We start from the raw sequence: 12,285 nt of genomic DNA on the forward strand, positions 1-12,285 counted from the left end.
AGTTCGCTTTCCTGAAGTAATAAATCAGTCAATATATTATCGCTACTCATTATTCAACCTTCATTGTTTTACCTAAACGACTACTTTCCATTGCCAATTCAATCAGTCGAATATTCCACAATGCATCTTCTGCGGATACCGGAGGCGGCGTTCCATTACGAATCGCATCGGCCAGTTGCTGGTAAAAATGTTGGTAATCGCCACACTCGGTTACCTCTGCTTGGGATGATGCTTCAAAGTATAAACGGCCGCATTGGTCTTGGTTTTCCTTACCCCAGTCCCTTGTATTAGGCAGTACACCTGCTTTTAATCTCTCTTCCTGTGGATCTAAACCTAATTTAATGTAACTCCCTCGATCCCCTTGAACATTGAAACGTAAGTTGGGACCTGCAGAAAATAATGAGGCGTTTAATCGCGCAAGTTTGTCTGGGTAATGCAGGGTTAAGTTAAAATAATCGATATTAGTAGAGCCTTCTCGCATTACTTTGCACTGCGCCGTTACTGCTTCTGGTAAGCCGAATAGTTGTAAAGTCTGATCAATTAAATGGGGGCCTAAATCGAATAATATGCCGCCGCCGTCTTGGCTTTGTTCTCGCCAGCGTTGGCGAACGTTTGGTCTAAAACGATCAAAGTGGGATTCAAAATGTTTAATATGACCCAGTTTGTTTTCTGCAATCAATTTTTTTATAGTCAGAAAATCACCATCCCAACGGCGATTGTGGTAAACACTTAATAGCAGATCTTTCTCTTCTGCTAAACGGATCAAAGTCTCACCATCCTCGATTTTAGTTACAAAGGGTTTTTCTAATAGAACATGTTTATTATTTTCCAATGCCAATTTAGCCAGTGAGAAATGCACATCATTCGGAGCTGTAATAATCACTAACTGGGCTTCACTATTTTGCAACATCTCTTCCGCGGTAAAATAATGCTCCGCATGCGGCCACTCCTGTTGAACTATATTGCGTTGACTGCTGCTAATTGCCGAGACTTCGAATTCGGGTCGTGTATCGATAAAAGGAAGATGGAAGGTTTTTGCCGAGAAGCCATAGCCAACGATCGCCGTTTTAATCACATGGGTATTTATTTTATTGTTCATTGTTATTCCCTTTGTTTGTCTGATTAACGACCAGAAGTTCTATTCCCTGTTTTTCAAAGGCGCTGAGTAAGTTTTGGCCGGGGGGCTGATCGGTGATGACCATATCGACTTTATCTAAACCACAAATATGGTGGAAATTCTGCTGTTCAAATTTTTGACTGTCGCAAACTAAGATCAACTGTTGTGCCTGCTGAATCATCGCTTTTTTGATATCCGCTTCATCTTCACTCGAGGTTGATAAGCCAGATTCAGACAGTGCGCATACCCCTAAAAATACCTTATTAACTTGATATTCTAATAGTTGTTTAACGGCCTTGGGTCCTAAAATTGCCCTGTGGTAGTGATTTAGTTTTCCACCTAATAGTTGAACATGAATACTTTCTTTATCCGCGAGTAGGGCTAAACAATCGATAGAATTGGTGACCACCGTTGCTGGGTTGGTTAAATATGTCGCCATCGCCGTTAAACTTGTTCCACTATCGACAATAATAAAATCATTTTCATTTACTAAATGTGCGGCGGCTTCGCCAATTGCCAGTTTACGGTCGCTCAATTGTTCACGTTGCAGGTAAGGTAATGTGCTCTCTTGCACAGGAACTAATATTGCTCCTCCTCGAATACGTTGCACATCTGCCAACTCACCAAGTTTGATTAAATCGCGTCTAGCGGAGTCTCGAGATATGTTGAAGTGCAGACAGATCTGTTCTGTCGTTAGTTTTTTAGCCTTTAACAGTAATGCATGTTGTGCGAGTAGGCGTTCGTCTTGAGTCATTACATTCTCTTTATATGCCTTATAATTGCTTACAGTAACAAATTATCACACCGGTTTGTAAGTAAATTTAAGTTTTTAATTTAGTTTCGCTTAACATTGCTTATTTGTTATGGTGGATTAATTTCTAAGGAGGTGTTATGTTTACTTCAACGATGCCAAAAGTTGGTTTAGGATTATGGAAAATTGCCAACAAGGATTGTGCCCAAACGGTCTATGACGCGATTGCCGCCGGTTACCGACATTTAGATAGCGCTTGTGATTACGGTAATGAAAAAGAGGTTGGACAAGGTATAGCAAAGGCTCTTAAAGATGGCTTATGCACGCGTGAAGAGCTATGGGTTACCTCTAAGCTATGGAATACCTACCATGCCCCAGAGCATGTAAAACCTGCATTAGAGAAATCGCTGGAAGATTTGGGTCTGGATTACCTTGATTTATATTTAATTCATTTCCCCATTGCTCAAACTTTTATACCTTTTGCTGAACGATATCCACCAGGATGGTTATTTAACACCGATGATGAATCTCCAACGATGAGTCTTGCAGCTGTCTCGCTTCAGAAAACTTGGCAAGCAATGGAAAAACTTGTTGATGAGAAACGAGTCAAAGAGATTGGGGTTTGTAATTATAATTCGGCATTAATACATGACCTAATGAGCTATTCTCGGATTAAACCCTCGGTGTTGCAAATTGAATCGCATCCTTATAATACGCAGCAACGCTTAATTTCGATGTGTAAAAATTACAATATAGATGTGGTCGCTTTTTCCCCTTTAGGCGCTTTGTCATATTTAGAATTAGGTATGGCAGGTGAAAATGAAACGGTATTAGAACAACATGTGGTTCAAGCTGCTGCAAAACGTTTAAGAAAAACGCCTGCGCAAGTGGTATTGCGTTGGAACATTCAACGCGGATGTACAATTATTCCTAAAAGTAGCAAATTGGAACGACTTAAAGAAAACATTGCGCTATTTGATTTTGAATTATCAGAGCAAGAAATGGCGGCTATATCAGCCCTTAATCAGAATCGACGTTTCAACGATCCGGGGGAGTTTTGTCTTTCGGCATTTAATACGTTACACCCAATATATGATTAGTTGCTGTTCAATTTGAATCACAAATAAAGGAAAAGTAAATTAAAACAAATGGACATCCATCCTAGTTCTTATTTATTAATGGCTTGGGCTGCCACTCGAATATAAATAAATGAGTGCTTTAGATGGTTGTCCTATTTCGATTTTCTGTTCGATTCAATAAGCTGTGGCCTAAGAGAAAAGAGTGTTCATCTGTCGTCAGCTTTTCGTTTTGAATGGGGGAGGGGGGTCTCTGGGTTGAGTTTTAATTCCATTGGTACAAAACGTATACCATTACGACTTTGCTCTGTGGAGAGAGGCTCAAATCCTAATTTTTCATAGAAACCCAAAGCGTTCACCGAGGCTTTGAGTTGAATTGACTCGGCTGAACAGCGCGCTAACATGCCCTCCACTAGGCGTCTGCCAATTCCATAACCTTGGTATTCTGATCTCACATAGAGCTGAGCAATGTAATTGCCATGTCGCCATGCAATATAGCCAACTAAGCGCTGGTCCACTAAGGCCTTGAGGCTGCAATAAATCTTGGGATCGCTTGCTTGAGCGATATCCTTGACACGTGCAATACGCATTGCTTGCTGCCCTTGTGGATTTAAGTAGGGCACAACATTTGCCTCGTTTACCGATTCACCTAGTTGTAAAATGGCGGCCTGATCTTCAGGTCTAACTTCGGCAAGTACAATCTTCATCATCGTTCCGATTCAGTGTCGATAGTCTATTGATGATTAAATGCTAAACTGTCATTGAAGGCAATCAAAAGCACATAAAAATACAGATATCAGCGCCTTAGCGCTGATTCGAATTTGCCGAGTCCTGTACCGCTTTAACGGGCGATTTGGCTGGCGACGTTTTCAAGGCATTTGCGAGCCGATGAGCTAACAGCCGACAGTTGAAAGAAACCGTGAATGACCCCTAAATAGCGTTCGCAGTAAGCTTCGACGCCATTGGCGACGAGTTTTTTATAGAGCTGCTCCCCTTCATCTCTTAGGGGATCGAATTCTGCCGTCACAATAGACGTTGGCGGCAAACCTGAGAGATCTTCGCGTAGTAAAGGCGATATTTCAGGGTGATTTTGTGCGACCCCAGAATTGCCTAAATAAAGTTCAAATCCAGATAACAACATGGCAGCTGTAATCACAAAGTCTGTTCCATATTGTTGGTAGCTTGCTGATTGCCCATAAGCATCAAGCATGGGATATAGAAGAATTTGCTGACTTGGCAACCAATCGGCCTGCGTTTTTAGTCTTAAGCTGGTCACTAAAGCCAAGTGAGCGCCAGCACTATCGCCAACAAAGACGATCCGCTGTGGATCTCCGCCGTATTTTTGAGCGTGCAGACGAATGAGTTGTGCAGCCTGATAGGCGTCATCATGAGCTGCCGGATAACAATGTTCGGGAGCTAGTCGATACTGGATACACACTACAATACTGTTGGATAGCTTAGCTAATTGCCGGAGTTGTTGCTGGTGAGTATTAAAACCACCACTGATGAAGCACCCCCCGTGAAAGTAAAGTGTGATGGGGAGCGAGGCCTCATTGGAGGGTTTAAATACCTTAAGGGTTATTTGGTCAAGCTGGTCAACAAACTCCTGATACATTTCTGGACCATCGCCAGCTAATACTGTGCTTTCGATATATCCTTGTCGTCTCTGGCTAATCGGCAGACTTGAAGGATTTGGCTTGTCTGATTGGATGAACGCTTCGACTAACGCTCTGATCCCTGGTTCAATTTGATTTAACACTGCAACCTCCCATGAAGCGACTATTTAAGAGGACCAATTATAGCGTCTATCAATAAGGCTGTATATATGTACAGTCTCAAAGCGTTTAACTTAAGCGATACTTTGCCAAGGCAGCGATAGCTTGATGTTGACTAAAATGCTTGCGGTAGGCCGATATTTACTGCTTAATCGGTGTCCATGTTTGACTATTGAGCTGTAATTTTGGTGAATGGACGCCCCTCTTCGCAACTATATCTTGGCTTGGCCTGCTCTGTATTGGCATCCTGTCTGTTTGCTTTTTTGCCTTGGTATATTCATTTTTTTCCACTTGAAGCTCATAGTGGAAATTGGTTAGCTGCGCAACGAATTCTATGGAGTAGTGGCCTTATGCTGCTGTTGCTCAGCTTTACGGGTCAGCTGCCAAGCTTAGTGAGGCTGCTCCTCGATTGGCGAACATGGCCTCGTTTGTGGGCATCTGCATTGCTTGTTGGCATGCAGTTCTGGGTGTTTATTTGGGCTCCGGCTAACGGTCAAACCTTGGCTGTTGCGCTCGGCTATTTTTCGTTACCTATAATTTTGGTATTGGTCGGGCGTTTTGTTTATCAGGAAAACTTAAACTCAATGCAGTGGGCTGCGGTGAATCTGGCTGGCGGCGGGGTTGCTTATGCTTACCTGCTCGCGGAAGGCTTGTCTTGGGTGATGTTGTTGGTGGCGTTTGGTTATCCGCTATATTTTATGTTACGTCGTAAATATGCGTTGCCGGGTCATATTGCCTTCTCTATTGATAACTTATTGCTGTTGCCTCTGGCCATTGCTTATTTGTGTTTTAATCTGCCCCCGGTTTGGTCTGCGGAAACCAGCTTAACGCTATTTGTCGATTACCCTTGGATTTATTATTTGGGTTTGGGGATCGCGGGTACAATTCCAATGCTGCTATTTTTAGCGGCTTCTAACCGTTTGCCGCTAAGCTTGTTTGGTTTAATGGGGTATTTAGAGCCGCTATTGGTATTTGCTGTTGGTTGGCTATTGGGAGAGCGACTGTCGCCGGAGCAATGGCCAACCTATATTTTGATCGTTTTGGCCTTGCTGTTGTTAGCCTTCGATGGGGGGAAGCGTAGTTTGCAAGGTCGTATATCGATTAAGGCCTATAAGTAAAACTAGCTAATATTGGATGATGATCCCCGCCAACGGCAGCCAGTGCTTTGGCGGATTGAATAGAAAATTCATCCGAGGCTAAAATGTGGTCGATCCGGGTTCCATGCCAAGTGGTATATTTGCTGTAATTAATGCCACTACCAGCGGTGTCGATTGCGTTCTGATAAGTCGATAAATATTTTTGATAAAGTTTTTCTTGAACCGTCATATTAAAATCACCAGCGATAATGAAATCGCGATGTTGCTTGGCCCATGATCCCACTAGTGAAGTCTCCATGTTGCGGGCGAAGTGTAAATCAGCAAAAGCGTTCTTATCCACGTTGCGATGCAGCAAGCTAGTGATCGTTGAACGTGGTGTTTCTAAATGAATGTTCGCGAGGTGGACGACTTGGTCATTTATCGTAGTTTGGTAAAATACCGCAAAGTTTCCCCAGCCGCCAAAGGTGCTGCGCGATATGCTGCCCTGGTGCTCAAGGGGGGTTCGGCTTGCCGTACACAAGCTATCACAGTGTCGATACCAACGCGCATCAAATACTTTTTCGAGCAGGGCCAAATTTGATTCTTGCATAAACACAACATCGGGTTGATATTGCTCGACTAAATTGTGGATCTCTGCGGCATTGGCGCCGCCGCCGCTGTTTAATGTGAGGATACTCATCTCACCGCGTCGCTCGGATGGCCAATGCAGCTGAATATCTTGAAATTGAAAGAATACCACTGCGCAGAGTGCCCAGCTCAAATATTGCCATTTGGATAACTGTTTTAGCACGAATAGTGGTAATAAACTGAGGATGATCAGCCACCACCGTGGTGAAAATAATAATAAATAGCTAAGAGAGATACTAAAGGTCGTCTCTGGCCAATAGCCGAGTGTCATGATGAGTGTGGCGAGTAGTAAACTGAATAACGACAGGGTGATTGAGAAATACTTCAGTAATAAGCTCATTGTTAGCGGTTCATCCTTAAACAAACAAAAGGTGCCATCGTGATCATGCGGAGTTTGGCTTTGATTTAATGGCGTTGATGAAATTTTAATTTAATCAACTTTAACTAAGCTACAGCCTACACTCTAATATGTAAATAAGTTGTAAATTGGTTTGCTCCATATATTGCTTTTAGTCTGATGATTTTTACGAATCAAGTTGATTTCGAGGGTTAACTAAGTGAATATCTTTCAACTTACTTGCTAATTATGTGTTCCGGTGATGAAACGCTCTATGTTTAAGAGCCACGACTGATAAGGCTAGATCAATATGGTGTTCGAGCTGCTGCTGATTTTTCTTGGAGCTTTGGCTTTATTTCTATTCCGTCGAAGTTCCAGTGAGCGAGAATGGATGGATTTACCTTTGTATGATGAGTATCTGTCAAGTCATCCAGAGACAGCTTTAGCGACTGGTGCTCAGTGTTTCCATTGTCATAGTGAGCAAATTTGGGAGTATGGCGTGGATAGCCTTATGGATTATCGGCGTGAAAATGTCTGTTTAGCTTGTGGAACTCGCTTATGGCGGAGCGAGCAAGAAAGCCTTACGAAATAAGCCAGTGACTGCTCGACCATCTTCTTCAAACTTTTCTCCACTTTAGCCCTATTGGTCATTGTTTGTGATGACCAGCCAACTCGCTTAGGCCATCTTTCTATATGTCAGCCATCCTAAAATACTTGGTATTGCTTGGTGGTGAGCTTCACTCTAGCCTTGATGCTTGATTGGGGGCTGGCAAGCCTTCCATTCGAGGTGGAACTCAATCTTGCGGCCAGATAAACAGATAACTAGACAGCCACGCAACTAGCGATTGTCCTTCGACAGCTATATCGTTTTAATGGTCGAGCATTCGGTGAATGGCTTGGTTTCGTTAGGTGTCTTTATATGCCTCGGCCAGGTGTGCTTGCGTCCGGCTTGTTTTGCTAAATACATCGCTTGGTCGGCGCGTTCTAACCAGTCGTCAATGCTTTCGCTGGCTATTACGCTGGCTACGCCAGCACTAAAACTAATGGTTTGTTGATTCGGTGGAGCAGAGGGCTGGGCGAGTTGTTGTAGCAGCTGTTCACTGACGTGGTAGGCTTGGCTAAAATCTGTGTTTGGCAAAAGAATTAGAAATTCTTCTCCGCCAAAGCGAAATACTTGATCGCTGACTCGTACATTGTTTTGTAAATAAGTGGCAAACCAAACCAAAACTTTATCCCCAACATTATGGCCATGTTGATCATTCACTTGTTTAAAGAAATCGATATCTAACATGATGATACTACTGACAACATTGTTATGTTTGTAGTGTTGTTTTGCGACTAGTAGTTCCTCGTATAGGGCGCGGCGGTTATAGCAGCGAGTCAGGGTATCCTTAAAGGCGAGTTCTTTTAATTCGGTGTTTTGTTTCATTAGTAACCGAGCTAAACCCCAAGCAAAAAAATGTGACACGATTACGCTAAGGCTAAAGCGCTGGGCGATATGGCTGCCCAAGTGCTGAAAGCTTAATCCAATAGCTGCGAGACTGAGCGCCATAACGAGACGCTCGGCCAGTTTTAAGGGCAGGCGAACAAAGCAAGCTAGAATTAATGGCGGAACAAAAAACTCACCATGCATTTCGGGAAGAATTAAGGCCAGCAGTACTGGTGGAATCGCTAATAATAGAAACCAGAAATCGGCGACTTTATAATCTTGAGAGTTGGGCCGAGTGAGCATTAAGTAAACCGATGCCAGCAGAGTAGACATGCAAGGGAGAATGATGATCCCAAACAAAAAGTTATTATAGAAAATATGATGGACAGAAAAATACACGCAGGGAAACAGCCCTGCCACGTGCATCATTAGACTTATTTTCTTTTCTGGAAAATTCGCGGGAGCCCATTGAGATAACATCAGGTTAACGGTCCCTTCTTGGTTGTTGGTTAATCCTTACTGAATAACCATACTACCTTCTAACTGTAAACTTAACTTGTCACTTTAGTCAAATTATTGATTATATTTTTTTGACATTACCCTCACCGTTCTGATACCCGGTAATAATTTGCAGGTTTGCTGTTGTAATAATTGTAAAAATGCTTGTAAGGCTGGGGCGTTTCTCAGGCTTAATGGGTAAGCTGCGTACATTGGTCGCCATAAGGCTTGCTGCAATGGCAGGGCACATATTAACCGTTGTTTTACATAGTGATCAACGGCCCAATAAGGCATCGCGGCAATGCCCATGTCAGCGGCTACCATTTGCACTAACATCGCTGGATTATCGGCGTGTTTACGGTGTTTCATCTGAAGATTCTCGGGCGTTAAAACGAAGTTGTATATGTCTAAACGTTGCGGATTTACTGGGTAACTGATTAGTGTATGTGGACAGAGATCAGCGGCGCTAAGCTCAGTTTTACTGCTGAGTGGATGAGTTAATGGGCAAATGATGACCATTTCATATTCGAATAGAGGTTGGTAGTGGATGTCCTCCTGCGGTGAAACTTGAGAGGTCAGCAATAAATCAGTTTCGCCTTGCTGTAATAGCGGCAACCCATCGTAGTTTAGGTCTTGGCAAAGGTTACTTACAACCTCTGGCCAAGCTTGTTTAAATTGTTGCAGGCTTGGTAATAACCATTGGAAACAAGCATGGCAATCAACGCTGATGTTGAGCCTGCTTGAATGCTGGTTGCCGCTAATTAATGTTTGTTCTAGCTGGCCTATAAGGGGCAAAACCTGTTCGGCGAGCGCCAGCACTTGCTTGCCGGGTTCGGTTAATTGTATCGCTTGTCTTTTCCTAAGTAGTAAGTGGACGCCAAGCTTTTGTTCCAAACCCTTGAGTTGATGAGAGAGAGCCGATTCACTAACAAATAGTTTGGCTGCGGCGCTTTTCATCGAAGGGCTGCTGGCAAGGGCTTGTAGGCTACGTAAGTGTTTAATTTCTAACATAAGTTCAACAGAGTACCAGTGCTATTAGCGATTAAGTCGCAAGCTTAGGAGCTTGGACTTTGCTTGTATAGTTAGCGGCGATTTTAGTTTCCTTAAATTAAATTAAATTCATTTTAAATGCTCTTGATGTTAAATCATGGCTGTATACGTAGTCCTAACTTCCATTTTATGCTTTCTAAATTGAATTTAATTCATTTTTGTTTGAATACTTTGCAATTGTAATTGGCGGCTTCGCTTGCCAGTATGGAGCTGTATACATCTAGACGGCTAAAAGGATTGGTTTATGACTATCACACATATTTTGGGTTACCCCCGTATTGGTAAACAGCGTCAGTTGAAGTTTGCCTTAGAGGCATATTGGCGGGGGGAATCTTCGCAACAGCAGTTACTGGAAGTGGGGCGGCAGATCCGCCAACAAAATTGGCAAGCTCAGCGAGACAGTGGTCAAGCTTGGGTGACCGTTGGTGATTTTGCTTGGTATGACCAAGTGTTGAATACTTCCTTATTATTAGGGAATCTACCACAGCGCCATCGCTCTGCTGAACTAAATTTAGACACGATGTTTGCTATTGCCCGTGGTCAACAAGGTTGCGGGTGCAACCATGCAGCATCGGACATGAGTAAGTGGTTTAATACCAATTATCACTATATTGTGCCGGAGTTTTCTGCCAATAGTGAGTTTAGTTTGCAATGGTCACAATTATTTGACGAAATTAAAGAAGCCTTGGCTTTAGGTCATAAAGTGAAACCTGTGTTACTAGGGCCGGTGTCCTATCTATATTTGGGGCGCAATGATGTAGCCTGCAGTGAGCCATTCGAGCGGGTCACTTTGCTACCGAAATTAATCCAGGTCTATCAGCAGATCTTGCAAGGTATCGCCGCGCTGGGGGTTGAGTGGGTGCAGCTAGACGAGCCTATCTTAGGTTTAGAATTAGAAGCGCAGTGGCAAGATGCTTTATTGCAGGCCTACAACAGCCGTTTAAGTCCCTGTAACTTATTATTAACTAGTTATTTTGACGATATCTTAAGTAATACAGGGCTGATTAAGCAGCTGGCGGTAGATGGTTTACATCTCGACTTAAGTGCTAGCGCTGAACAGCTTGAACCAATATTGAGTGATTTTCCCGAGAACTGGGTATTGTCGGCTGGCGTGATCAATGGTCGTAATGTATGGCGAGCCAACTTACCCGTCTTAGCTGAGCGCTTGGCAGCGGCCAAGCAACAATTGGCGGATCGTTTATGGTTGGCCAGCTCCTGTTCGCTGTTGCATAGTCCGATTGATTTGAATGCTGAAACCGAGTTAGCCGAAGCAAAGCCTCGCTTGGCCTTTGCCGAGCAAAAGTTAGAGGAATTGCAATGCTTGGCTGCCGTGATTGATGGGGATGCAGCGGCTCAGCTTAAAGCTCAGCAATATAGCGCTGCGGTGCAGGCGCAAAGCCTTGCAACTGAGGGAGAACTACAACAGCAAATTCAGCAATTCTCCTTGTTACAGCGAGAGCGTGGGCAAAGCTTTGCCCAGCGCCAAGTTATTCAGCAGCAAAGTTTAGCCTTACCTGCGCTGCCCACGACTACTATCGGCTCATTCCCTCAGACCACCGAAATTCGTCGCCAGCGGCGTGAGTTTAAGGCTGGTTTGCTAAGTCCAACAGACTATCAGGCGGCCATCGCCGAGCACATCCGGGAGGCGATCAAGCGTCAAGAGAGGCTTGGTTTAGATGTATTGGTACATGGCGAAGCTGAACGCAACGATATGGTGGAATACTTTGCCGAGTTACTCGATGGCTTCTTGGTGAGTCGTTTTGCTTGGGTGCAAAGTTATGGTTCTCGTTGTGTGAAGCCGGCGATTATTGTTGACGATATTAAGCGCAGTAAACCCCTAACCGTTGCGTGGGCAAGCTATGCACAATCGCTGACGCAAAAACCGGTAAAAGGCATGTTAACGGGTCCAGTAACCATGCTGACCTGGAGCTTTGCGCGTGAAGATCTGAGCAGAGCGCAAATCGCAGAACAGATTGCTGTTGCTTTAAATGAAGAAGTGGCCGACTTACAACAGGCGGGGATCCAGATCATTCAAATTGATGAGCCTGCGATCCGTGAAGGTATGCCTTTAAAACGCAGTCAATGGTCTGCTTATTTAGATTGGGCGGTGGCCGCTTTTAAACTATCGGCGGCCAGTGCCAAGCCGGAGACGCAAATTCATACCCATATGTGTTACAGCGAGTTCAACGATATTATGCAGGCGGTTGCTGCCTTAGACGCAGATGTGCTTACTATCGAAACCTCACGCTCGGCAATGAGTTTATTACAGGCCTTCGAGCACTTTGCCTATCCAAATGAGATCGGCCCCGGGGTTTATGATATTCACTCACCCAACATTCCGAGTGTTGCAGACATGAAGGTATTGATTGATAAGGCGGCCAAATGGATCCCTTGGCAACGTTTATGGGTGAATCCCGATTGTGGTTTGAAAACCCGGAATTGGAAAGAAACTGAGTTAGCTTTGCAAAACATGGTGCAGGCGACGAAGGAGTTACGCGCCAGCTTAGTTTAAGCTTTGCTTAAAGCCA

At 43.9% G+C, this 12,285-nt stretch carries 11 protein-coding genes; 4 read left to right on the plus strand and 7 right to left on the minus strand.

The features are described from left to right. Positions 1 to 49: 49 nt before the first annotated feature. Both ACRRSX_RS04405 and ACRRSX_RS04410 read right to left on the minus strand, forming a co-directional pair. Positions 50 to 1,099: an oxidoreductase gene (locus tag ACRRSX_RS04405; RefSeq protein ID WP_432454432.1), complete on the minus strand. Its 1,050-nt coding sequence runs from the start codon at positions 1,097 to 1,099 to the stop codon at positions 50 to 52. Further along, the gene (locus tag ACRRSX_RS04410; protein ID WP_432454430.1) at positions 1,089 to 1,871 is read right to left on the minus strand and encodes a DeoR/GlpR family DNA-binding transcription regulator; all 783 of its coding nucleotides are present in this window, start codon (positions 1,869 to 1,871) and stop codon (positions 1,089 to 1,091) included. Before ACRRSX_RS04410 ends, ACRRSX_RS04405 begins: the two co-directional genes overlap by 11 nt. Before the next feature lie 137 nt (positions 1,872 to 2,008). On the opposite strand from ACRRSX_RS04410, the gene ACRRSX_RS04415 reads away from it, so the two are divergent. Further along, positions 2,009 to 2,968 (plus strand): aldo/keto reductase, encoded by a 960-nt coding sequence (locus ACRRSX_RS04415; RefSeq protein WP_432454428.1) that lies wholly within the window; start codon positions 2,009 to 2,011, stop codon positions 2,966 to 2,968. A gap of 185 nt (positions 2,969 to 3,153) precedes the next feature. Here the strand turns inward: ACRRSX_RS04415 and ACRRSX_RS04420 are convergent, their stop codons facing one another. Then, positions 3,154 to 3,654, minus strand: coding sequence for a GNAT family N-acetyltransferase (locus tag ACRRSX_RS04420; protein ID WP_432454426.1), 501 nt, complete (start codon positions 3,652 to 3,654; stop codon positions 3,154 to 3,156). 131 nt (positions 3,655 to 3,785) lie between these two features. Then, on the minus strand, positions 3,786 to 4,703 hold the full coding sequence (locus ACRRSX_RS04425; protein ID WP_432454425.1) for an alpha/beta hydrolase: 918 nt from the start codon (positions 4,701 to 4,703) through the stop codon (positions 3,786 to 3,788). Between the two features lie 204 nt (positions 4,704 to 4,907). Between ACRRSX_RS04425 and rarD the strand changes: the two genes are divergently transcribed. Further along, positions 4,908 to 5,837, plus strand: coding sequence for an EamA family transporter RarD (gene rarD / locus ACRRSX_RS04430; RefSeq protein WP_432456099.1), 930 nt, complete (start codon positions 4,908 to 4,910; stop codon positions 5,835 to 5,837). Here the strand turns inward: rarD and ACRRSX_RS04435 are convergent. After that, positions 5,821 to 6,783 (minus strand): endonuclease/exonuclease/phosphatase family protein, encoded by a 963-nt coding sequence (locus tag ACRRSX_RS04435; RefSeq protein WP_432454423.1) that lies wholly within the window; start codon positions 6,781 to 6,783, stop codon positions 5,821 to 5,823. The two genes, rarD and ACRRSX_RS04435, sit on opposite strands and share 17 nt — an antisense overlap. Positions 6,784 to 7,090: 307 nt before the next feature. On the opposite strand from ACRRSX_RS04435, the gene ACRRSX_RS04440 reads away from it, so the two are divergent. Beyond that, positions 7,091 to 7,372 (plus strand): hypothetical protein, encoded by a 282-nt coding sequence (locus tag ACRRSX_RS04440; RefSeq protein ID WP_432454422.1) that lies wholly within the window; start codon positions 7,091 to 7,093, stop codon positions 7,370 to 7,372. A gap of 267 nt (positions 7,373 to 7,639) precedes the next feature. Here the strand turns inward: ACRRSX_RS04440 and ACRRSX_RS04445 are convergent, their stop codons facing one another. Continuing rightward, positions 7,640 to 8,689 (minus strand): GGDEF domain-containing protein, encoded by a 1,050-nt coding sequence (locus ACRRSX_RS04445; RefSeq protein WP_432454421.1) that lies wholly within the window; start codon positions 8,687 to 8,689, stop codon positions 7,640 to 7,642. A gap of 93 nt (positions 8,690 to 8,782) precedes the next feature. Beyond that, a complete protein-coding gene (locus tag ACRRSX_RS04450) occupies positions 8,783 to 9,718 on the minus strand; it encodes a LysR substrate-binding domain-containing protein (protein ID WP_432454420.1) in 936 nt (311 codons plus the stop codon). A 283-nt stretch (positions 9,719 to 10,001) separates the two neighbouring features. Here ACRRSX_RS04450 and metE point away from each other — a divergent pair, with 283 nt between their 5' ends. Continuing rightward, positions 10,002 to 12,269: a 5-methyltetrahydropteroyltriglutamate--homocysteine S-methyltransferase gene (gene metE, locus ACRRSX_RS04455; RefSeq protein WP_432454419.1), complete on the plus strand. Its 2,268-nt coding sequence runs from the start codon at positions 10,002 to 10,004 to the stop codon at positions 12,267 to 12,269. Positions 12,270 to 12,285: the final 16 nt, after the last annotated feature.

This window comes from Agarivorans sp. QJM3NY_30 (assembly GCF_050870855.2).
Taxonomy (GTDB): Bacteria; Pseudomonadota; Gammaproteobacteria; order Enterobacterales; family Celerinatantimonadaceae; genus Agarivorans.